This window comes from Alphaproteobacteria bacterium (assembly GCA_018667735.1).
Classification (GTDB): domain Bacteria; phylum Pseudomonadota; class Alphaproteobacteria; order Rickettsiales; family JABIRX01; genus JABIRX01.
In genome coordinates this window covers 1-23,615 of record JABIRX010000040.1, presented here as the reverse complement: position 1 = coordinate 23,615, position 23,615 = coordinate 1, and the positions used below count along the sequence as shown (strand labels likewise).

General features: G+C 31.7%; 21 protein-coding genes and 2 tRNA genes. 17 read left to right on the top strand and 6 right to left on the bottom strand.

The window, feature by feature from the left end; translation table 11 throughout:
* The first annotated feature begins 3 nt into the window (after positions 1-3).
* Both parE and HOH73_04210 read left to right on the top strand, forming a co-directional pair.
* Positions 4-1,977: a DNA topoisomerase IV subunit B gene (parE, locus tag HOH73_04215; GenBank protein MBT5828059.1), complete on the top strand. Its 1,974-nt coding sequence runs from the start codon at positions 4-6 to the stop codon at positions 1,975-1,977.
* A gap of 121 nt (positions 1,978-2,098) precedes the next feature.
* Entirely contained in the window at positions 2,099-2,500 is a 402-nt protein-coding gene (locus tag HOH73_04210) for a hypothetical protein (GenBank protein ID MBT5828058.1), read from the top strand.
* A gap of 64 nt (positions 2,501-2,564) precedes the next feature.
* On the opposite strand, the gene HOH73_04205 is transcribed toward HOH73_04210, so the two are convergent.
* Positions 2,565-4,253 (bottom strand): PBP1A family penicillin-binding protein, encoded by a 1,689-nt coding sequence (locus HOH73_04205; GenBank protein ID MBT5828057.1) that lies wholly within the window; start codon positions 4,251-4,253, stop codon positions 2,565-2,567.
* 195 nt (positions 4,254-4,448) lie between these two features.
* Here HOH73_04205 and cyaY point away from each other — a divergent pair, with 195 nt between their 5' ends.
* The 5 genes from cyaY to HOH73_04180 all read left to right on the top strand — a co-directional run bounded on the left by cyaY (position 4,449) and on the right by HOH73_04180 (position 13,779).
* Entirely contained in the window at positions 4,449-4,766 is a 318-nt protein-coding gene (gene cyaY, locus HOH73_04200; GenBank protein MBT5828056.1) for an iron donor protein CyaY, read from the top strand.
* Positions 4,759-6,468, top strand: coding sequence for an ATP-binding cassette domain-containing protein (locus HOH73_04195; protein MBT5828055.1), 1,710 nt, complete (start codon positions 4,759-4,761; stop codon positions 6,466-6,468). Before cyaY ends, HOH73_04195 begins: the two co-directional genes overlap by 8 nt.
* Before the next feature lie 82 nt (positions 6,469-6,550).
* Positions 6,551-8,011 (top strand): hypothetical protein, encoded by a 1,461-nt coding sequence (locus tag HOH73_04190; GenBank protein ID MBT5828054.1) that lies wholly within the window; start codon positions 6,551-6,553, stop codon positions 8,009-8,011.
* An 88-nt stretch (positions 8,012-8,099) separates the two neighbouring features.
* Positions 8,100-12,926, top strand: a complete 4,827-nt coding sequence (locus tag HOH73_04185; protein ID MBT5828053.1) for an NAD-glutamate dehydrogenase — start codon at positions 8,100-8,102, stop codon at positions 12,924-12,926.
* Positions 12,883-13,779: a prepilin-type N-terminal cleavage/methylation domain-containing protein gene (locus HOH73_04180; protein ID MBT5828052.1), complete on the top strand. Its 897-nt coding sequence runs from the start codon at positions 12,883-12,885 to the stop codon at positions 13,777-13,779. The genes HOH73_04185 and HOH73_04180 overlap by 44 nt, the downstream gene beginning before the upstream one ends.
* On the opposite strand, the gene HOH73_04175 is transcribed toward HOH73_04180, so the two are convergent.
* Positions 13,771-14,697, bottom strand: a complete 927-nt coding sequence (locus HOH73_04175) for a phosphotransferase (protein ID MBT5828051.1) — start codon at positions 14,695-14,697, stop codon at positions 13,771-13,773. The genes HOH73_04180 and HOH73_04175 overlap by 9 nt on opposite strands.
* A 1-nt stretch (position 14,698) precedes the next feature.
* Positions 14,699-15,115: a tRNA (adenosine(37)-N6)-threonylcarbamoyltransferase complex ATPase subunit type 1 TsaE gene (gene tsaE, locus HOH73_04170; GenBank protein MBT5828050.1), complete on the bottom strand. Its 417-nt coding sequence runs from the start codon at positions 15,113-15,115 to the stop codon at positions 14,699-14,701.
* A 63-nt stretch (positions 15,116-15,178) separates the two neighbouring features.
* Between tsaE and sucC the strand changes: the two genes are divergently transcribed.
* From sucC to HOH73_04155, 3 genes are all read left to right on the top strand, one after another.
* Positions 15,179-16,354: an ADP-forming succinate--CoA ligase subunit beta gene (gene sucC, locus HOH73_04165; protein ID MBT5828049.1), complete on the top strand. Its 1,176-nt coding sequence runs from the start codon at positions 15,179-15,181 to the stop codon at positions 16,352-16,354.
* An 8-nt stretch (positions 16,355-16,362) separates the two neighbouring features.
* Positions 16,363-17,241, top strand: a complete 879-nt coding sequence (sucD, locus tag HOH73_04160) for a succinate--CoA ligase subunit alpha (GenBank protein ID MBT5828048.1) — start codon at positions 16,363-16,365, stop codon at positions 17,239-17,241.
* Between the two features lie 78 nt (positions 17,242-17,319).
* Positions 17,320-17,871 (top strand): CarD family transcriptional regulator, encoded by a 552-nt coding sequence (locus tag HOH73_04155; GenBank protein ID MBT5828047.1) that lies wholly within the window; start codon positions 17,320-17,322, stop codon positions 17,869-17,871.
* 13 nt (positions 17,872-17,884) lie between these two features.
* Here the strand turns inward: HOH73_04155 and HOH73_04150 are convergent, their stop codons facing one another.
* The 3 genes from HOH73_04150 to HOH73_04140 all read right to left on the bottom strand — a co-directional run bounded on the left by HOH73_04150 (position 17,885) and on the right by HOH73_04140 (position 20,719).
* A complete protein-coding gene (locus tag HOH73_04150; GenBank protein MBT5828046.1) occupies positions 17,885-19,153 on the bottom strand; it encodes a hypothetical protein in 1,269 nt (422 codons plus the stop codon).
* A gap of 257 nt (positions 19,154-19,410) precedes the next feature.
* Entirely contained in the window at positions 19,411-20,010 is a 600-nt protein-coding gene (locus HOH73_04145; GenBank protein ID MBT5828045.1) for an ABC transporter substrate-binding protein, read from the bottom strand.
* Positions 19,997-20,719, bottom strand: a complete 723-nt coding sequence (locus HOH73_04140) for a VacJ family lipoprotein (protein MBT5828044.1) — start codon at positions 20,717-20,719, stop codon at positions 19,997-19,999. The genes HOH73_04145 and HOH73_04140 overlap by 14 nt, the downstream gene beginning before the upstream one ends.
* 66 nt (positions 20,720-20,785) lie before the next feature.
* Between HOH73_04140 and hisB the strand changes: the two genes are divergently transcribed.
* The 7 genes from hisB to tuf all read left to right on the top strand — a co-directional run.
* Entirely contained in the window at positions 20,786-21,373 is a 588-nt protein-coding gene (hisB, locus tag HOH73_04135) for an imidazoleglycerol-phosphate dehydratase HisB (GenBank protein ID MBT5828043.1), read from the top strand.
* Positions 21,374-21,376: 3 nt separating this feature from the next.
* The gene (locus HOH73_04130; protein MBT5828042.1) at positions 21,377-21,724 is read left to right on the top strand and encodes a DUF2628 domain-containing protein; all 348 of its coding nucleotides are present in this window, start codon (positions 21,377-21,379) and stop codon (positions 21,722-21,724) included.
* A gap of 7 nt (positions 21,725-21,731) precedes the next feature.
* Positions 21,732-22,355, top strand: coding sequence for an imidazole glycerol phosphate synthase subunit HisH (hisH, locus tag HOH73_04125; protein ID MBT5828041.1), 624 nt, complete (start codon positions 21,732-21,734; stop codon positions 22,353-22,355).
* A gap of 1 nt (position 22,356) precedes the next feature.
* A complete protein-coding gene (hisA, locus tag HOH73_04120) occupies positions 22,357-23,079 on the top strand; it encodes a 1-(5-phosphoribosyl)-5-[(5-phosphoribosylamino)methylideneamino]imidazole-4-carboxamide isomerase (GenBank protein MBT5828040.1) in 723 nt (240 codons plus the stop codon).
* A gap of 143 nt (positions 23,080-23,222) precedes the next feature.
* Positions 23,223-23,308: transfer RNA gene (locus HOH73_04115), tRNA-Tyr, on the top strand.
* 10 nt (positions 23,309-23,318) lie between these two features.
* Positions 23,319-23,394: transfer RNA gene (locus HOH73_04110), tRNA-Gly, on the top strand.
* 99 nt (positions 23,395-23,493) lie between these two features.
* Positions 23,494-23,615: elongation factor Tu (gene tuf, locus HOH73_04105; GenBank protein MBT5828039.1), on the top strand; the 122-nt coding region annotated here is incomplete at its 3' end.

Genomic DNA, 23,615 nt, shown 5'->3' with positions numbered 1-23,615 from the left:
TAAATGACTGATTTATTAAAGCAAGTTACAAAAACAAATAAAAAAAACGATGAATATGATGCGCATAGCATAGAAGTATTAGAGGGCTTAGAGCCAGTTAGAAAGCGTCCAGGTATGTATATTGGGGGCACAGATTTAAATGCGATGCATCACTTGATTGCAGAAGTATTTGATAATTCTATGGACGAAGTAGTAGCTGGTTATGCTACTAAAATAGAAGTAAATTTTGAAGCTAACAACAAAATTTCAATTTCAGATAATGGTAGGGGAATTCCAATTGATAAACATCCTAAATATCCGGATAAATCAGCCTTAGAAGTTATCTTATCTACTTTGCACGCAGGGGGTAAATTTAGTAATAAAGCATATCAAACTTCCGGTGGTTTGCATGGTGTTGGTATATCTGTAGTTAATGCCTTGTCGAAGGAGGTTATAGTTGAAGTAGTGAGGGATAAAAAGCTTTATCGTCAAAGTTTCAGTAGAGGAGTAGTTACTTCAAAATTAGAATTTATAGAGGAGGTCAAAACAAAGTCTGGTACAAAAGTGACTTTTGTACCAGATGAGCAAATTTTCACAGAACAAGCGCATTTTGAACCAGAAAAATTATATAAATTTATCAAAGCTAAAGCTTATTTGCACAAAGGAGTGAAAATACATTGGCTTTCATATCAAGAATTTCAGAATGTTCCAGTAAAGGAGGAAATTTGCTTTCCAAATGGTATTGAAGATTTATTAACAGATATTTGTGGTAGTGAGAAGCTGGTTATTGAAAAGAAATTTTCAGGAAACGAGAATTTAGCAGCAGGAGGTAGAGTTGAATGGTGTATTGCTTGGCCCGAATATACGGATGGGCATCTGCAGAGTTTTTGTAATACAGTTAAAACCCCACTAGGTGGAACTCATGTTAGTGGCATGAAGTCAGCTCTTTTAAAAGGTGTGCAAAATTTTGCTAATCTACAAAATAAGAAAAATTTAAATGTTAATGGTGATGATATCTTAAATGGCTCTATAATTATATTATCAGTTTTTATCTCAGAGCCACAATTTCAAGGCCAAACTAAGGAAAAGTTAGTGAGTAGGGAAGTTAGCAAAAGAATAGAGGATGTAGTTAGAGACCAATTTGAACATTTTTTAATAGATTGTAATAAGCAAGCAAATATCTTGCTAGATTACTTTATTTACAAGGCTGCAGAGAGGCTTAACCGTAAGAAATTTAATGAAGTTAACCGTAAAACCATCTTATCTAAATTAAGATTACCAGGTAAATTAACTGATTGTTCTAGAACGGAAGCTGCTGGGACAGAAATTTTCATAGTGGAAGGTGATTCGGCAGGAGGTTCAGCAAAGCAAGCAAGAGACCGAAAGACCCAAGCAATATTGCCTCTAAAAGGTAAAATCTTAAATGTAGCAAGTAGTAGTAGAGATAAAATTTTAGCTAATCAGGAAATTAGCGATTTAAATGTCGCTCTTGGTTGTGGTTCAAGATCTTCTTATGATGAAACAAATTTGCGCTATGAAAAAGTAGTAATTATGACAGATGCTGATGTTGATGGTGCGCATATTGCATCATTATTAATGACATATTTTTATAAAGAGATGCAAGAATTAGTAAAAAATGGACATCTCTATTTAGCCATACCACCTTTATATCGTATTACTGCTGGAGGGGTTACTTATTACGCCAATGATGATAATGAAAGATCTACGATTATAGCTAAATTAGAGCGTAAATATAAAAAAATAGAATTAGGTAGGTTTAAAGGTCTGGGCGAAATGACACCTAAGCAATTAAAGGAAACTACTATGGATCCAAAAAAGCGCGCTTTATACAAAGTGTTATTAAATGAAGAAAATGCAGAAGATGCAAGCTCTAAAGTTGATTCTCTTATGGGAAGAAAGCCCGAGTTAAGATTCAAATTTATACAAGAGCAACAATATTTCTCAGCAAAAGAATTAAGTGAGGATCTTAATATTTAATCATTCTTCTAGCTATAAATTGGCTGTAATATTTAAACTCTTACTCGTTATTTTCTTTAGTTTAATCAATAGAAATCTCTTCGGAAATAATCTAGATACTCAGAACAGATTGTGTAATTTATTGACTGAATATGGTTTTAATGAAGTTGAGGTAATAGAGCAGAGTGATAAAAAATTATTATGTAAATCTAATATAATAATTAACAAATTAGAAGGAGATCATCCTGCCATTGTTTCTTATGCTCTTAAAAAAATAGATAAAGAAAAATATAATTTGATTTTAAAGTTAAAATTACATGATGTTGGGAATGAAAATTTAATCAATATAGCAAATGAGGAGTTTGTTAGTTACATAAATATTTTATTTGCAAAATATGTGCGTTGTAAAATAGCAGTTAATTTTAGTTACTATCTTAATGATAAAAAAACATATAAGAAAAATATTTGCGCAAGAGATATGCACTTAAAAACATATAAAAACACAAAAGATAATATATATATATCTGAGTTTACTATTATTTAATCTTTTTATATATTAGCTTCTGTTTTTTAGAGTGTTTTGTGTGTATATGAAAAAAATATGAGATTTATTTATAATATTGATATAATATATCGGCAAATAATAGGGCGGGGTAGCTACCTCCTGAGATATTTTCTAGAGGTTTGTTTTGGTCATTACCTAACCAAATTCCTAGCACCAAATCTTCTGTATAACCAATAAACCATGCATCGCGATAATCTTGTGACGTTCCAGTTTTACCACTAACTGTAATTCCATTAATTTGCGCATTTTTACCTGTGCCCCATATAACAACCCCATGTAGAAGATTGGAGATTTTTTTTGCAATTTTTTTATTTAATATTTTTTCTTTATAATATTCTGTTTGATATAAAATATTATTGTAATTGTCAGTAATGTTATTGATGGCGTATGGCTTTATTTGGTATCCTCCATTTGCAATCGCAGTATAAGAGCTCACCATTTCTAGCAAAGTAACCTCATTAGTGCCAAGCGCAATAGAAGGGTAGTTTGGTATTGTTGAATTAATACCAAGAGATTTAGCATTATTAATTATGTTAGCAATACCTACTTCATCTGCAAGGCGAGCAGCTACTGAATTTATTGAGCGTACAAACGCTTCTCTAAGAGTTATTTCTCCTCTATATTTGCCATCATAATTTTTAGGTTGCCAATTATCTATGATAATTTCTTCATCCATAATTTTATCATCACTATCATAACCATATTTAAAAGCTTCGATATAAGTGAATATTTTGAAAGCAGAACCTGGCTGTCTTTTGGCGTGAACGCTTCTATTATATTGGCTTTTTTTGTAATTATAACCTCCAAACATTGCTTTGATTGCGCCATCATAAGACATAGCTATAACAGCAATTTGCGTATTTTTTAATTTGGTTTCTGATTTGTAATATTGGTTAATTTTTTGATCAATAATTTTAGTTAGTTTTGGATCAAAGCTTGTGTTGATGTTGATATTAAAGGGAAAAATTTGAGTTTCTTCAATATTATCTAAAATATAATTTAAATAATATTTATAATTATCAGTATTAGATAGACTTCCGTCCCAGGCGTTATCCTGATATAGGCTAACTACGTATTCTTCTTCTGAAATAAAATTATTTTTTAGCATTACCTCTAATACTAAATTTGTTCTTTTTGCTGATAGTTCAGGGTTGTTTTTGGGAGAGAACCTAGTTGGTGCTTTTAGTAATCCCGCTAATAAAGCTGCTTCATGCAAAGATATTTCTTCAACATTCTTACCAAAGTAATCGAATGACGCAGCATGAACTCCATAATTACCAGAACCAAAATAAGCTTTATTTAGATATAATTCGAGAATTTCTTTTTTACTGTAATATCTTTCTAATTTTAGGGCTAAAAGCATTTCAGTAATTTTTCTTTTAAGTGTTTTCTCAGGACTTAAGAAATATAATTTTGCCAATTGTTGCGTTATGGTGCTAGCACCCTGTGCATAATAGCCGGATATAATATTGGTGATAAAGGCTCTGGGTAGAGCCATAAAATCAATACCTATGTGGTTAAAAAACTTTCTATCTTCAATAGCAAGTACAGCATCAACAAGATAACCAGGTAATTCTTCATAAATTATGTAATTATTATTTTCAGTACCATAAGTTTTGAGTAATTCACTATTATTGTCATATACATGAATTAAGGGCTTGTATTCCACATTTTTTATGGTTGAGACATCGGGTAATCTGTAATAAATTGTGGTAAGTAAAATGCTTAACAAGCTTAGGGAGATTAAGCAGAAGATACAAAAAAAATAGATGAATTTAAGTTTGGTTTTGTTTTTGCTTTTTTTATTCATGCCCAAAATGATAAATATATTTTTTTTTAAGGCAATTTGTAAATATCTTTATTTATAATTAATTATTGTATTTTATTGAGTTGCTAGTTAATTAATACTTAACAGCTATGTATTTTTATGTCAGAACAAAGTTTTTTAACCAGAGCAGGGAATTTTTTAGAAAATATGGCTGATCAAATCGAGGATATTGATATAGAAGCAAAATTATCTATAGAATTTCATGATGGTATTTTAGAGATTATTGATGAAAGTGATAGAACCTATGTTATAAATCAGCATTCAGCTACTGAAAAAATTTGGTATTCATCGCCATTTAGTGGAGCAGATTATTTTTCATACAAGCAAAATGAATGGCAAAATAAGGATGGTATAAGTTTGGTTAATAAATTAGCAGCAGAATTAGAAAGTAATTACGCTATTAAAATAAATGTTTAGTAAGCTTCTTAAATATATAAAACCATATAAATTACCCTTCTGCTTATTTTTAGTTTGCGTTGTTCTTACTTCCTTCTCAATGTTAGCTCTGGGGAAGGGCATAGGGTATTTTATTGATAGTGGATTTTCCTCTGGTGAGCAGCGAATTTTGTTGAAATCTCTAGCTTTGTTGCTGCTAATTGTAACGATACTTGCTTTTGCGATGTTTGGTAGGTTTTTTATTATTACTTACTATGGTGAAAAAGTAATAGCAGATATTAAGACTGATTTATTTAATCACTTAATTGGTTTGAGCCCTGAATTTTTTGAAAAAAATAAAATAGGAGAGTTAATTTCCAGAATTACGAATGACTTAGCAATATTGCAAAGTACTATTTCTTCTAGTGTATCGATATTTTTGCGAAATAGCTTAATGTTTTTAGGTTGTTTAATTATCTTATTATATTTGGATTTTAAATTAACCTTAATAGTTTTCGCTTTGATTCCAGTGGTAATTTTGCCTTTACTTTTGTTAGGTAGAAGGTTACGAGAAATTTCTAAAATATCCCAAGATAGACAAGCAGATTTATTATGTGTAATGGAGGAGCATATCTCTTTGGTTAAGCTTATACAAGCATATGCTAATGAAGATTTCGTCAAAGAAAAATTTAAAAACTCCATGAGAAGTAGCTTAATAATTGCAAAATTAAGAATATTAATAAGATCATTTTTAACGGTAACAGTAGTGATCATTGTTTTTGCTGGAGTTGCAGTGATTTTATATCAGGGAGGAGTTAAGGTTTTTGCGGGTGAGTTAACTACAGGAGAGTTCTCATCTTTTCTGTTTTATACCATTTTAATGGCAGGTTCCTTTGCCGCAATGAGCGAAGTATTTGGCAATATCCAAAAAGCTAAAGGGTCAACTTCCAGATTATTTGCTCTGCTAGAGGAGGAGGCTATCATAGTTGATGGCACAGATGATATAGTTAGCTTTGAATCTATAGAATTTAAAAATGTAGTTTTTTCTTATCCATCAAGGGCTGAGAACACTATAAATAATTTAAGTTTTAAAATTAAGCCAGGTGATATGATAGCTTTAGTGGGCAGTAGCGGTGCAGGAAAAACCACTATAGTTGAATTACTTCAGCGATTTTATGATGTTGATCAAGGGGAAATATTAATAAATGACAAGAATATAAAAAAATATAAATTAAGCCAATTAAGAAAGGTTTTTGCTTTAGTGCCACAAGATAGTTTTTTGTTTTCAAGCTCGGTCAAAGAGAATTTACTTTTTGCAAATCATAACTCAAGTAATAAAGAGCTTGAGCAAGCTGTCAAAATGGCCAAGGCTGATAAGTTTATTAATAATTTGCCTGAAAAATATGATAGTTTTATTGGTGAAAAGGGTATTAGGATATCATCGGGTGAGAAGCAAAGATTAGCAATTGCAAGGGCTTTCTTACGAAATTCGGATGTAATTTTACTTGACGAACCTACTAGTAATTTAGATAGTCAAAATGAACAATATTTGCAAAAGGTCCTGACTAATGATAAGAATGAGAAGACTGTAATTATAATAGCGCACAGGCTTTCCACCGTGAAAGATGCGGATCATATTTTAGTTTTAGATGAGGGCAAGATTATAGAGTCCGGCACTCATGATAATTTATATAGCAAGGATGGTTTTTATAAGAAGTTAGTGGATTTGCAGTTTAATGCATAAGATTTAATTTATTTTGGATGATCTGTTAATTTGTTATTGACTAAAATGCTAAATAAAATAAATTTCAGTGTACTTAAATTTTATGAGAAAAATAATTCAAAATTTACTTAAATATAAAGCTAATTTAAAGCAGCCAACATTATTGTTGATTATTGTAACTATTTTGCTTGGCGCGATAAATTTTGCGTTTTTATTTAGCGCTTCATCAGTAAATGAGCTTGCCAATAATTTTCCACAATGGTTAGTTATAGTAGATTTTTGTAATGTCTTTATAATTAGTTGTTTTTTTGTTTTTAAAGCAAAAAAATTCTTTAACATAAAGAATAAAGACCTATTTATATTCAAGTTTCAGACAAAAATAATCTTATTTTTTAGTTCAATTTGCATATTACCAGTCTTTATTGTGCTAATATTTTCTGCTTATTTTTTCCATTTTAGTTCTAAAAGTTGGTTTAACGGTATAGTTGATCATACGCTAAAAGAGTCGCTTGCTATTAGTGAGATTTACATAGAAGAGCAGCAAAAAGCAATTATTGATGATTTGTATAATATTAAAAAATTTGTTGAACAAAATACTACTAAAATTTTATTAGAACCGGCTAAATTTGATCATAATTTCTCTGGTAGGGCTGCAACTTTGTCATTAACTGAGGCAGTGATTTTTGTGCATAATGAAGATAAGGTTAAAGTCTTGGCTAAAACTTCTTTTTCGTTCTTTCCGCAGGTGGAGAATTTTGATCTAAAGAATCAATTTAAGCCAAATGAGTTGGGTTATAGCGTTGTTTTAGATGCTGATGATAACTATGTCCGCGCAATTATGGAAGTTAGTACGATGCCAAACACATATATCATTGTGGGTAGGTTAATCAGCGACAAGATAATAGGACATGTTAAGAATGCTACAGATGCTAACTCGAATTATGGTAAATTAAAAACAAATATAGGAAAGGTTAAATCTCAATCTGTGATTATATTTTGCTTTGTAATGATTTTGATTATTTTTTCTGTAATATTATTAGCATTTAATTATTCTTCTAAAATATTTATGCCTTTGATGGATATGGTTTTAGCTATTAGGCAAGTATCACAAGGTAAATATAACATTAGGATAAAAGCTGGATCTAAATCTGAGGAAATAGGAGTTTTGGTTAGGTCTTTTAATCACATGGTTAAGCTGTTGGGGCAAAAAACTAGTGACTTAAATTTATCCAATCAAATCATTAGTGCTAAAAAAGAATTTTTGGAGGTAGTTTTAGGTAATATGCCTGCCGCAATATTTGTTCTAGATATAGATAAAAAAGTAAAATTATTTAATAAATCTGCTAAAGCGATATTTAAGGATAAACCTTTGAATAATTCAGACTTCTTGTTAGTTTTTCCTGAAATTAGCTCGGTAATAGAAGAATTGCATAATAGTCCAGATGGTTTTGTAAGGAGTGTGGTTAAGGCCAATATATCTGGCGAAATTAGAGAGTTCTCTATATATGTTTCTATAGAAAAGTCGGAAGGAGAGATTAATGGTTATATTGTTAATCTTTTGTAAATTATTTCAATTTAAAATAACTGCTTTACATCCTGGTCAATTTTAGCTAAATTAAGTTATCACTAAAAGCATAAAGCAGGAGGTATTTATGACGCTTAGATCAATTAAGGCTATAGATAAAAGAATTGATGATTTAATTAAAAATAAAATTAGCAAAATCTCTAATGATGAAAATCTTAAATTATTTGCTAAGCTGTTTTACAGCAACATTATTCATGATGACCTTTTATCTAAGGGAGATGACTATTTGTGCGAGCTGGTAAAATCAAATTTTGAATTTATTGAAACAAGAAAACCGGGGGAGGATAAGTTTGATATTGCAACGCCAAAAGAAACTTCGGTTTTAGGTAACAAGTATAGCATAGTTAAGTTTGTGTCCAAGGATATGCCCTTTATAGTAGATAGTTTGACAGCTGAAATTATAAGGCAGGGTTATGCAATAGAAAGAATTATAAATCGTGTTATTTGCGTAGAAAGAGATGAAGGTGGAAAGCTAATTAAGCTTGTTAAGCCGTCATGTGAGAGCAAAGCGGGAGAGTTAGAGTCAGTAATGCATATCCAAGTCTCAAAAATCAGCTCAGATAGTGATAAAAAAAGTTTAGCTGATCAATTAAAATATGTATTAAGTTTGGTTAAGCAGTCAGTAGTGGATTGGAGGTCTGTTTTAGATAAGCTAACTGTAGTTAGGGACGATATTAAAGAATTGCACATAAGGGCAGATAAAAACGACTTATCAGAGTCGTTAGCTTTTTTAGATTGGATTGAAGATAATGCTTTTGTTTTTCTTGGTTATGCTGAATATAGCATAAAAATGGGTGAGCTTAATGCAAATTTTAAAGCATTAAATGACAGTAAATTGGGTATTCTGAAGCTGTGTGATCCAGATGACCTTAAGGTGGTTAGCAGGGACCTTTTGGAAACTAGTGATTTTGAAAATGCTGTTATTGAGATTACTAAATCGGATAATAAGTCTTTAATACATAGGCCGGCTCATTTGGATGTTATTAGAATTAAAAAATATAATAAAAAAGGAGATTTAGAAGGTGAGCATAGGTTTTTTGGTTTATTTACATCGCTAGTATTTTACCAAAATGCAAAAAAAATACCAATAATTAGAAGAAAAATAGAAAAAGTTATTAATAAATCGGGTTTTGATCTTAGTGGGCATAATGGTAAAGAGCTAGTTTCGGTGCTGGCTGCTTACCCAAGGGAAGAGCTTTTTCAGATTAAACAAGAAGAGCTTTTTGAAACTGCTATGGGTATTGTAGCTATTTCTGGTCGAGAGGTGTCAAAATTATTTGCTCGTCAGGATAAATTTGGTAGGTTTGCTAGTATAATTTGCTATGTACCTAAGAAAAATTTTAGCTCAGGTATAAGAGAGAAAATTCAAGGTATTGTAGCAAGAGAGTTTGAGGGTGAGGTTACTGCTCATTATACACAGATTTCTGAATCATTGCTAGCAAGAGTTAACTTCATTGTAAAAACAAGAGGGTTATCACCTAAAAAAATAGATTACCAAAAAATAGAGCAGGAGATATTAGATGTATCAACGCGCTGGAATGAAAGGCTTTTTGGTAAATTGGAGGTTTCTTCAGGCGAAGATGAAGCGAAAATAATTTACACAACTTACAAGGATGCTTTTTCTTTGTCCTACACGGAGCATTTTGGTGCGGATGATGCAGCACATGATATCACTTTAATAAATAAATTGATGTCTGGAAGTCATCCGTTAATAGCATTATCTAAGCCAGAAGAAAGCTCAAGCAAATATTTGCTAAAGATATATAGCCATGATAATCAAATACCATTATCTCAAATGATGCCAATTTTGGAGAATTTTGGTTTAGAAGTTATAGAAGAGCATACGTTCAAAATTAGTCCAAAAGTGGAAGATAAGGACGTGGTTATTTGGTTGCATAACTTTAAGGTTAATATCACTAATCTATCAACAAGCTCTTATCATGAAATTAAGAGTATTTTTGAAGATGCAATTTTACAATGTTGGTTAAATAAAATTGAGAATGATAGTTTAAATAAGTTAGTTTTAGCCGCAAATATATCAGCTAGAGAAGTTTCGCTAATTAGGGCTTACACTCGTTATTTAAAGCAAGCTAAATTTTCATACAGCTTAGAGTTTATAGCTGAGGCATTACATAAGAACGCTTTGATGACTAAGTTGTTTATTGATTTATTTGTTAATAAATATAAGCAGCAAGATGCAAGTAAAGTTAAAAAAATTGAAAGTGAGATATTAAATTTAATTACTAAGGTTACCAATTTAGCTGAAGATGCGGTACTTAGAAAATTTCTAGAGTTGGTTGAAGCAACCTTACGAACTAACTTTTTTCAATTAGATGATAATGATCAATATAAAGAATATATATCATTTAAGTTATCTTCTAAAGACATAAAGGACTTACCTTTGCCTAAACCTTATGCTGAAATATATGTTTATTCACCTGTAATGGAAGGTGTGCATTTACGCGGTGGAAAAGTTGCGCGTGGAGGTTTAAGATGGTCTGACCGCACAGAAGATTTTAGGACTGAGGTGCATGGTCTAGTGAAAGCGCAAATGACGAAAAACGCGGTTATAGTGCCAACTGGTTCTAAAGGTGGCTTTGTTATTAAGAAAAAGCTTGATTTATTGTCACGCGAAGAATTTATGCAAGAAGGTATTATTGCCTATAAAACATTTCTGTCTGGTTTGTTAGATTTAACGGATAATATTATATCAGGTAAAGTTGTTCCTCCGCAGAATGTGGTTAGATATGATAGTGACGATCCATATCTAGTTGTTGCTGCCGATAAAGGTACAGCAACTTTTTCAGATATAGCAAATTCTGTTTCAGAAAAATATAATTTTTGGTTAGGTGATGCTTTTGCATCAGGTGGCTCACAAGGTTATGATCACAAGAAAATGGGAATCACAGCTAAAGGTGCTTGGGTTTCGGTAACTAGGCATTTTTATGAGCTTGGTGTTAATATCGAAAATGAGAAATTTACAGTTGTGGGCATTGGTGACATGTCGGGAGATGTATTTGGCAATGGTATGCTTTTATCGCAAAATATTAAGCTAGTTGCAGCTTTTAACCATATGCATATTTTTATTGATCCAAACCCAGATAGTAAAAAGTCTTTTGTTGAGCGGGAAAGATTGTTTAATTTACCAAGGTCAACTTGGCTTGACTATGATAAGGCGTTAATATCAAAAGGCGGGGAAGTTTTTGAGCGTTCAGCAAAATCATTGGAATTATCAAAGGAGATTAAAAAGTTATTAAATATAAAAGTAGCTAGTATAGCACCAAATGATCTAATCAAAGAATTATTAAAATCACATGTAGATTTATTATGGAATGGCGGTATTGGTACATATGTGAAAGCCTCTTCCGAAAGTGATGCAGAAGTAGGAGATCATGCAAATGATGCTGTTAGAATTTCTGCAAATGAGTTAAATTGCCAAATAGTAGGAGAAGGTGGAAATTTAGGTTTTACACAAAAAGGTAGAATAGAATATGCCTTAAAAGGAGGCAAAATAAATGCGGATTCAATTGATAATTCCGCTGGAGTTGATTGTTCAGATCATGAAGTAAACATAAAAATAGCTTTGCAAGCAGCTATGGAAAATAAGAAGTTAGATCAGAATAAGAGGAATCAGCTTCTTGAATCTATGACAAGTGATGTAGAAGAGTTAGTTTTACGTGATAATTTTCTACAAACACAAGCTATTAGTATAGCAGAGCATCAGGGGGTTAAATCACTTGAGCAACATGATCGTATGATGCATAAATTAGAGAAGCTAGGTTTGCTTGACCGACAAGTTGAATTTCTGCCTAATGCCGATGAGGTGGCTAGAAGACATAGCATGGGTATTGGCTTAACTAGGCCTGAATTAAGCGTATTATTATCATATAGTAAAATTTACCTTTACAGTAACTTGCTCTCTTCTACTTTGCCTGATGAAGAATATTATGTTAATGAGCTTGTTAAATATTTTCCTGAAAAGCTATCTAAATTATACACAAATGAAGTTAAGGGGCATAATTTAAGAAGGGAAATTGTTGCAACTTACATTACAAATAGCTTGGTAAATAGGTTGGGGATCACATTTTTTAATCGTTTATCGGAAGATACAGGTCTTAAAATGTGTGATATTGCAAGAGCTTATACTATTACCAGAGATGTATTTAAGTTGAGGGATTTGTGGTTTGATATACAGAATTTAATTCCTAAGATTGATTCTAAAGTGCAGATAGAAATGTATCGAGAAATTGCAACCTTTATAGAGAGCACAACTGCGTGGTTAATTAGGGGTATTGAGCAACCAATTAAGGATATTGCCAAGTTAGTGAAAGAATTTTCGCCAAAAGTTGAAGAGGTTTATGATACTTTAGATAAATCTTTAGACAAATATGCGCAAAAAATACGCATGGAAAGATTTAAATATTATGTGAGTAAAAAAGTACCAGAGAATATAGCAAAGAAAATAGCTTCAATGGATATGATGTCATCAGCTTGCCAAATTGTGCAGGTGGCCAGGAATAATAATGAAGTTTCTATAGAATATGTTGCAGAGCTTTATTATTCTATAGGCACTAAACTTCATTTGAGATATTTGAGGCTTTCTGCTCATAATTTAAAGATTGACTCATATTGGGATAAATTATCGTTAAAAAGCTATATGGATAATATTTATGACCAACAGATGCGCATTACGGATGAAATTGTCAAATATAGTATAAATACAAAAGGGAAATTTACAGTTGCAGAGATTATTACTAAATGGTTAGAAAGCAATGATAAGCAAATTACAAGGTTTAATGAGTTAATATATGATTTGCAGACACATGATTATCCAGATTTTTCGATGTTAAATGTTGCCGGAAATAGAATTAAAGAAGTCACATCAATCGCATAAAGCATTCACAATTATAGAGCTATCTATAGTTGTAACAGTAATAAGTTTGTTACTATTGCTAATATCTCAAGGTGCAAGATTTTTAGAGTCTACTCATTTAAAGTCTATTTATAATGAGGCAGTAAAATATAAGCTTGCAGTTAGCGATTTTAAACAGAAGTACCAATTTTTACCTGGTGATTTTCCTCATGCTGATCAATATTTTTCTACTAGATGCGCCGCAACCTCCAGTGATTGCAACGGTGATGGTGATGGTTTTGTAAAAACTATTAACCTTGCAGAGAAAAATAGTTCTAATTATTCTGAGCCATTATTATTATGGCGGCATTTAGCCTTATCTGGTTATGTTAGTGGCACATATAGTGGTAAAGCTCAGGAGGTAGTAGGTGATAGGGATTGTGATAGTTATTACTTGTGTTGTACTAGTACTGATTGCCCCAGTTCTAGTTATAATCAGGCCATATATAGTTATTATTCTTGGCCAATTGGCACGGGAAGTAATAACCAATGTCAGGTGAATAGTAGTTATTATCCAAAAAACATTAATATTTTATATTTTGGTCAGCACATACAAGGTGGTAATAATTTAAATGCAGTAATTTCGCCAGAAAAAGCATATCTATTGGACCTAAAATTTGATGATGCAATACCAACTAAAGGTTTAATTCAAGCTAGAAGTGGAGAAAATGTATTAAATGCAAATTTAGGTCCTTGTATAGTTGATGCAAGTGGTAGTAATGTTAGTAATGACGCTGCATATGGTGAAAGTTATTTTTATAATTTTGCTATTTCCGGGGATCAATGTTCTCTAGCATTTTTGGATTTAGAAAATTCAATTTGTCAGCTAGATTAATTTTTTTTTAAGATATGAGTTAATTTCAACAAGTTCCTTACTTTGCAGGTTTTGTTCTAAATACTCTCTCACATTACTAATATATTTATTATAATTTGTACTTCCTTCGCGCGTAAATTTTGTAAATAAGCCTAATATTCTGGCATTTCTTTGAAAGCTTAAAATTTCATATTCTTGATAAAATTTACTTAAGTTTTTTATTTTTGCCTTATCAATGAAATATGAAAGATATTTCTTTTGATCTAAGAGCTTCACTTGCCGCCTAGCATCTTGAATGAGGGAAATTAAATCATAGGACAAAAAACTTTTACTAGCATCTTGATAATCTAATAAACCAATTTTATATAAATCTGCTCTATGCTTAAGGATCATAAGATTATCTGCATGGAAATCTCTTAGTGCTAAATATCTATGATTATCATTAAGTTTAGCTAGGACTTGTGCAAACATATTTGTCAAAATATCAGGATTTTCCTTTAAATAATATTTGCTAAATAGTTTAACACCATCAAGTAATTCAGTTTTGTTGTGATGTTTAAGGTCTAAATCTGTGATTTTTATTTTTACAACCTCATTTATATTATCAAGCGCAAGATAATATAATTTGTCAGTATCATTTGGTTGTTGTTTTAGGTAATCATTAAAGCTTATGGTACCAAAATCCTCTAAAACTAGGAAGTTATGCTCAGGGTCTGCTAGAATTATAGTTGGCACTGAGAGTTCGTGTTTTTGCAATAGATTGGTTATTTTTACAAAATCTAATAATGCTTTTTGGTCTCTGGATGAGTCCATTAATATGTAGCTATGTTGCTCAGTTGAAATTCTGTAATATTGGCGTAATGAGGCATCTTGCTTAAGTTCACTTAAGCTATATTTATTATTGAAATTTTTATTTAAAAACGCTGTTATTTTGTCCACTTTAAATACCATCTATAATATACTCTCTTTTGTCGTTGGCATAATCTCTGATTTTTATTCTAATATTATCTTTTGGTAACATATCTTTAATTAATTCAGGCCATTCTATCAAAGTAATATAGTTACTGAAAGCGTCATCAATTGCTATATTTTCAATCTCATTTTTCTCTTTTATTCGATATAGATCATAATGATATATGGGGCCATTTTCACTTTCATAAATATTTAAAATATTGTAGCTAGGACTAGTTACTTCATCATATACCTGTAAAACTTTGCAAATCTCTTTTGCTAGAGTTGTTTTACCAGCACCAAGCTCTCCAGATAATGTGATAATTTTTTTAGTTAAAATAGGTTTAAATAGAAAATTAGCTAAAATATTTAGTTCAGAATTTTTTAAAATTAGGTTTTTAGGCACTTTTTACTTTAAAGTTATTAATATTAGGTTAGTTTATGATTTTCAAATTATATGGTAATATCTATGAATATTCATGAATATCAAGCAAAGAATGTATTGAAACAATATGGAGTTCCTGTTCCTAATGGCTTTCCTGCTTTCAGTGCAGAAGAAGCAAAATCAGCCGCAGAAAAGCTAAATAGCGCAGTTTACGTGGTTAAAGCGCAAATTCACGCCGGAGGAAGAGGTAAAGCAGGTGGTGTTAAAGTTGTTAAAACTTTAGACGAAGTCTATAATGTAGCAAATGAGTTAATGGGTAAAACTTTAATTACGCATCAAACTGGTCCCGAAGGTAAAGAAATCAATAGAATTTATGTTGAAGAGGGCTCAAACATAGAGCAAGAATATTATTTATCAGCAGTTTTAGATAGAGAAACTTCCGCAATTACTTTTATAGCATCCAGAGAAGGTGGTGTGGAAATAGAAGAGGTAGCAGAAAGTAACCCAGAAAAGATTTTAAAAGTCTCCGTTAACCCAGGAATTGGTATTCAAGGTTATCATGTGAGAGAGTTAGCTTTTGGCCTTGGTTTTTCAGGAGATCAGTTGAAAAAGTTTGGTAAAATATTAAAAGGTGTATATGAAGCTTTTATTGCAACTGATGCAGCTCAGCTAGAAATTAATCCATTAGTTAGAACTGTAGAAGGTGATTTAATAGCACTAGATGCAAAAATGAACTTTGATACCAATGCTTTATACAGAAGAAGTGATATTTTAGCTCTGCGTGATGAAACGGAAGAAGATAAATTAGAAGTTGAAGCAAGTAAATATGATTTGTCATACGTTAAAATGGATGGAAATATTGGTTGTATGGTAAATGGCGCGGGCCTTGCTATGGCAACTATGGATATCATAAAATATTATGGCTCTGAGCCAGCTAATTTTTTAGATGTTGGTGGTGGAGCAACTAAAGAAAAAGTAACAGAAGCTTTTAAAATTATTTTATCAGATAGTTCTGTACAAGGAATTTTAGTTAATATTTTTGGCGGTATTATGCGTTGTGACATCATAGCTGATGGTGTAATAGCTGCTGCTAAAGAAGTTAATATATCAGTTCCATTAGTAGTAAGATTAGAAGGTACTAATGTAGATCAAGGGAAAGAGATTTTAGCAAATTCTGGTTTAGCTATCATAGCAGCTGATGATCTTGATGATGCGGCTAAGAAAATAGTTGCTGAAGTAAAAAAACTTAAAAAAGCATAGAGGTTAAAATGTCAGTTTTAGTAGGAAAACATACAAAAGTTATCTGCCAGGGTTTTACTGGTGCACAAGGTACATTTCATTCAGAGCAAGCAATTGCATATGGAACAAACATGGTGGGAGGAGTTACCCCAGGAAAAGGAGGTAAGACTCATCTAGACCTACCTGTTTATAATACTGTAAGGGATGCTAAAAAGGAAACAGGTTGTAATGCAACCGTAATATATGTACCACCTCCATTTGCAGCTGATGCTATTATGGAAGCAATAGATGCTGAGTTAGATTTGGCAGTATGTATTACAGAAGGTATACCAGTTCTTGATATGGTAAAAGTAAAAAATATGCTTAAGGGTAGCAAGACTAGATTAATTGGTCCAAATTGTCCTGGAATTATTACTCCTGACGAATGTAAAATTGGTATTATGCCAGGCCATATTCACAGAAAAGGTTCCGTTGGTATAGTATCTAAATCCGGTACTTTAACATATGAGGCTGTATATCAAACTACTCAATTAGGCTTAGGTCAATCTACCTGTATTGGAATTGGTGGAGATCCAGTTAACGGCACTAATTTTATTGATGCAATAGACATGTTCTTAGATGATAAAGAAACAGAGTCAATTATCATGATCGGTGAGATAGGTGGTTCAGCTGAAGAAGAAGCGGCTGAATATGTACAAGAGCAAGCAGCTAAAGGTAGAAGCAAGCCTATGGTTGGCTTTGTTGCAGGTAGAACAGCTCCTCCAGGTAAAAGAATGGGACATGCTGGTGCAATAGTATCCGGTGGAAAAGGTACTGCAGATGCTAAAATTAAGGCAATGAATAGAGCTGGCATAGCTGTTTCAGATTCTCCAGCTAAAATAGGGGCAACGTTAAAAGAAATTTTATAATAAAAAATGAAAAAATGCTTTTTATGTGCTTGAAATTGTGTTATACTAAATCAACATTAATTTTCGAGGTTTTAAATTATGACTCAAAAGAGCTTTAAAAAAGGTGATTTTGTTGTTTATCCATCGCACGGAGTGGGTAAAATAACTGATATAATGTCCCAGTCTTTGGGGGGCACAAATTTAGAGTTTTATCAAATTAGTTTTGAGAAGGACAAAATGAATCTTAGCGTGCCAGTTGCAAGGTCTTCTAAGGTTGGACTAAGGCGCTTATGTAGTCCCGAGCTGATTAATCAATCTTTAGATATAGTGAGTGAAACAGCTCAAGCTTCTAGAGGTATCATGTGGAGCAGAAGAGCTCAGGAGTATGAGAAGAAAATCAATTCCGGTGATATTCTAGCGATAGCTGAAGTTATTAGAGATCTTCATAGAAATGTAAAAAATCCTGATAGATCATATAGTGAAAGATTAATATATGAAAGTGCCTATAATCGCTTTGTCACAGAAGTTTGTCATGTAAGAAAAACTACTTTGGAGAAGTTTGAATCTGAATTTACGAGCATATTATATGTAGATGAAATAGATAATGAAGACGAGGATTTTGACGATGATGATGATGTTATCGCAGCATAGTTATAAGCTAATTTTAAAGCCTCCTTTTGGGAGGCTTTTTTTGTTGTAAATTATTTTTTAAATCACGATAAAGAAATAATGAACCACAAACTAGAATTATGTTATATTTTGAACCGGGTAAAAAATCATTAAACATAATGGTTAGATTATCAAAAATTCTAATATTTTGATAATCAATATTATTAGTGCAGAATTTTTTAAAATTATGTGTTGATTCGGCTTTAGCTTCATTTTCAACTGTCACAAAGCAGATATCTATATTTTTATTCAAAAAATATTTTAAAAAATCTGCATGATTTTTATTTGCGCTTCTGCCATAGATAAGGCATATTTTTGAATTATTATTCTGTATTAGCCATTTTGAAAGGTACATTGCTCCGGCAGGGTTATGAGCACCATCGAACCAGATTTCCTGATTGTTACTTGAAGATAGTTTTTCTAACCTACCTGGCCATTTAGTTTTTTCTATGGCTTTATTAATAGTTGCATCAGAGATTTCATGCAGTGATTGTGCCTTTATTGCAGTTATTGCAGTTACCAAATTAATAATTTGATGTTCACCATTTAGAGAGGGTAAGTTATAATATATTAATTCATTATTTTTAATATCTGCGTAGATAAGCTTGTTATTCTCAACAGAAAAATCATACGACTCATTATAATTATGAAGGCTGGTGTTTTGCAACTTGCTAAATTCTTTTATAATGTGATTAGAGATCTCATTTTGCGCTGCAGATATTACGGGAGATCTTTTTATGATATGGCATTTATCTATAGTTATTTCTTCTAGTGATGCACCTAAAAACTCTTCATGGTCGAATGATATTGGAGTTATTACTGATAATAATGGTGATGGCAAAATATTTGTTGGATCATTTTTTGCACCCATTCCACATTCAATAATACAAATATCAGCGTTAGATCTACTAAAGCTAAGAAAGGCTAAAGCAGCTTGAAATTCAAAGAAACTTGGTTCAATCTGGTTCTTTAACTTAAGCTTTATTTCTTCAGTAAGGCGATCTATTTGGCTATCATTAAGATGCTGATTATTTACTTCGAAGCATTCATTAAACTCTAATAAATGAGGTGTAGTAAAGCTACAAATATTTAAATTATGCTCTTGTAAAATTTGTTTCATAAAGGCGATGGTTGAGCCTTTGCCATTTGTTCCCGCTACATGTATGGTAGGAGGTAATTTTAGATGAGGGTCATCAAGCAGGCTTAATATTTCCATTATTTTGCCACTTTTTTTATAATATGGTGGCCATTTTGGCATGAACATAATGTTGTCAATTATAAAAATTAATAGGTTTAAGTCTTACAATATTTAAGTTACATAATTATTCCTTAAGTGCTATAACTCTTTATTTTCTAGTTAAGATCTAATAATTAGCATAGGAATTTGCTTTATAATTTGTTTATTTAGAGAGTTTGTACCTAATGTAATAATGCTTTTTATTTTTAGTTTGTGTAATTGAGGCCAAAATTCTAATCGCAAAAAGCTTTAGAAGGCCAAATATGTTTGAATTTTTAATGTTATTAAGAGTTTTTTAGCTTAATGACTTTCTGGTTTAATATTTCCAAGAATTTTTCTATACCATTATTTTTGATGATATAGTAGAATTCTGTTCTTTGGGTGGCAGAAAAGCTGATACCTTCTCCTACGATATCTACAATTTTAAATTTTTTATCATGTTCTATGATATATAAAATAATTTCAAAATTAGTATTATCTGAGAGGCTTACTTTTATTTTGCTGCTATATTTTCCTGGCGCTAGTTTTTTTGTTTCAATGATGTTAAAAGATTCGTCATTATAGCCTTGAAATTTAGGTGCGTAATTTAATATAAGATAGTCTTTAAATATTTTTTTGAAGTAATTTTGTTGTGTTACATTGCATTGTTTCCAATATTTGCCTAACACAAATTTTGCCGTTACATTAATGTTTATATTTTCTGATATTTCCTCTATTAACTCTTTGCGAATATCATCTATACTTGTTTTTTTTTGAATTATTTCAAAGATTTTACTGGTAAATTTAAAGGTAAATTTTTCTACATCTTTTAAATCTGCATGCGCATTGTTGATAAAAGTTAGTAATAATAAGTTAAGTATTATAATATTTTTAATTAATTTCATTTGAGATCATTTTATTTCTGCGTTGATAATAGGAGCTTTTTATTACACTGTAAGGGTCTAAAGTGTTTTTTTGGATGTCATCAAAGTGACCTAAGAGTTTTTCTCTTTGATTAATTACATCAGATGTAGTGTATAAAGATCTAAGGCTTTCCTCATTAATATACCAATTGGGACTTAAAGGCATATCAATTATTTTTCCAGTCAAATTCCTGGTGGAGCTTGGGCCAAAAAATGGTAACATCAAATAAGAGCCAGATCCTACATTGTATTTTGCTAAAGTTTGGCCGAAATCTTCTCTATTAGACTTTTTGAATTTAAAGTTTTGCTCAGCGGGCGCAAACAAGCCAAATATTCCAACGGTAGAATTTATCAGGAAGCTTCGCGCTGCTCTATATAGATTTTTGAAATCACCTTGTAATAAAGAGTTTGCTATTGTAATTGGCATAGTAATATTTTTATAAAAATTAGTAACATTAGCGCGTATTTCTTCAGATGTGGTAATTTGATAAAATTTGGCTGCAGGCTTAGTGGTGTAGTTATCTACAAAAACATTAAAAGCATAAATCTTGCGATTAATTTTTTCATAAGGGTCACTAATTTGATTAGGCTCCTCTTCTTCAATTGGGCTAAAAATGTTAAAATCATTTGCAAAGGTAAGTTTTACAGCAAATAAATTAATAAATGTTAAAATTAATATGTAATTTCTCATAATTAATATTTTAGTAGTTTTCTACAATATATTGTATAAAATAATGATTATTTATAATAGACCATGATTAGAAAAGCAAATATAATTAGAGAGACTAAAGAAACCAAAATTTCTGTGAAATTAAATTTAGATGGAACGGGTAACTACAATATCAATACATCTATAGGTTTTTTAGATCATATGCTTGAGCAATTATCAAAGCATAGCTTAATAGATTTGGAAGTAAAAGCAGATGGCGATTTACATATTGATTTCCATCATACTGTTGAAGATGTTGCTATCACAATAGGTCAAGCAGTAAAGAAAGCTTTAGGTGATCGAAAAGGAATTAATAGGTTCGCTTTTTCATATGTGCCTATGGATGAAACCCTGACTCGTGTAGCACTTGATGTTTCTGGTCGGCCCTATGTAGTTTGGAATGTAGATTTTTCTAGGGATAAAGTAGGGGATATGGATACAGAGTTATTTCGAGAATGGTTTTATGCTTTTGCGTTAAATTTGGGAGCTAATTTACATGTTGAAAATTTATATGGAACTAATTGTCACCACATAGTGGAGTCATGTTTTAAAGGTTTGGCAAATAGTCTTAAGCAAGTATGTAAAATTGATAGTAGAAGTGCGGATCAGATTCCCTCTACAAAAGGATCGCTTTAATCTATGCAGCGTTACTCAGTTTTTTCAAAAGAAAAATCAGATTTAAGCGATAATTACGAGATAGTTAAGGATTCGTTCAACATATGGGTTTTTATATTTGGTCCTATTTTGTTTTTATTTCACAAAATGTGGTTAAATTTTACTTTATATATTCTTTTATTATTGGTTCTTAATGTATTTTATGTAAAAGGCCTTTTATCTTTTGTTCTGATTAAGTTAATTGAGCTAGCATTCAGCTTTTATTTAGCTTTGGATTTTTCAAATATTAAGGAAAAATTTTTAATGAAGAGAGGCTATAATTTTGTAGGTTCCGAATGTTACCATGTTAATTTAATACCAACTATCAGATAGTACAAATATGAAGAAAGTCACAATAATTGATTATGGTGCAGGAAATATACATTCGGTATTTAGTGCATTTAGCAAGGTTTCACAGTATAACATAGAAGTTGTATCGAGCTCTGCTAAGCTAACAGCAACAGATTATTTGATCTTACCTGGGGTTGGTGCTTTTGACAAGCCAATGGAGTTTTTTGCTTTAAACCCAGAATTTAAAGCCTATATTCTGGCTCATGTGAAATCAGGAAAACCTTTTTTAGGTGTGTGTGTAGGCATGCAAATTCTGGGAGATATTGGGCATGAGAACAAATTAACAAGTGGGCTTGGCTTAATTGCTGGTGAGGTAAAAAAGTTCCCTGCTAATTTACCAATAAGAGTTCCACATATTGGGTGGAATAATTTGTTGGTTAAGCACGATGTGTTAAATGGCTTTAATTATAAAAAATTTCATCAGAAAGATTTTTATTTTGTTCATTCTTATTATTTTGCTTGTCAAAATAAAATTAATGTAATAGCTGAGTGTGACTACGGCAATAAGTTTCCAGCTATTTTAGTCGCTGAAAATATAATTGCTACCCAATTCCATCCTGAAAAGAGTGGTATTAATGGATTGAGTTTTTTAACAGAATTTTTAAATTTATAATATGATTATTTATCCAGCTATAGACATAAAAAATGGTTCTTGCGTTAGGCTTAAGCAAGGGAAGTTTGATGAAGTTACAGAGTTTAATGATAGTGTGTTAGATCAGGCGCTAAAATTTGAGCGTGCTGGTTTTGAATGGCTGCATGTTGTTGACTTAGATGGCGCAAGAAAGGGGAAGTTGGTAAACATATCATTGGTAACACAGGTTGTAGAGAGTACATCACTCAAAGTGCAAGTAGGTGGAGGAATAAGAAGTATGGAAGCTATAGATGAGTATATGAGCAGAGGAGTCCATAGGGTTATTTTAGGTACAGCCGCAATAAAAAATATATCTTTGGTAGCAGAGGCGTGTGAAAAATATCCAGGAAAAATAGCGGTTGGAATTGATGCTAGGGGAAATAGAGTGGCAGTTAATGGCTGGCTAGAAGAGACGGACGTTCTTATTCTTGATATGATAGATAAGTTAAAGAAAGTGGGGGTAGCAGCTATTATCTATACAGATATTAATAGGGATGGTTTGCTATCTGGATTTGATGAGGTTGGAACTAATGAGATTGCTAGTACCATATCCATTCCTATTATAGCTTCTGGAGGAGTTTCGAATGTGTCGGATCTGGAAAAGATCAAAAATTCGGAAGTAAATGGAGTGTCTGGTGTGATTATAGGGAGGGCATTCTATGAGGGTAAAATAACCTTTGGTGAAGCACTGGAATTTCAGAGTTAAAATATTAAAAAACTTTGTTGACTTATAATCAATCGTAGGGTAAATATACTGTCCTTACTTTTTGGCTCGTGTAAGCGAGACTCTTTGCAAGCATTATGCTGTTTTAGTTTGTAGCTAATAATAGCATGGCCACTTTAAAATTAGGAGGGGTGGCCGAGTGGTTAAAGGCAGCAGACTGTAAATCTGCCCGCGTATGCGTACGTAGGTTCGAATCCTACCCCCTCTACCAGCTTTTATAAGCGGGTGTAGCTCAATTGGTAGAGCGTTAGCCTTCCAAGCTGAAAGTTGAGGGTTCGAGTCCCTTCACCCGCTCCAAGAGCAAGTGGATGTTTTGCTAAAAGTAAGAGTATTTAGCTGTGCTAAATAAGATAATATATATAACCAACTTAACGGATGTAATTTTTAGGTATAAAAATGAGTAAAGAAACATTTAAAAGAGATAAATCACACTTAAATATAGGAACAATTGGTCACGTTGATCATGGTAAGACTACATTAACGGCGGCAATATTGAAATATTTTAGCTCTGAGAAGTT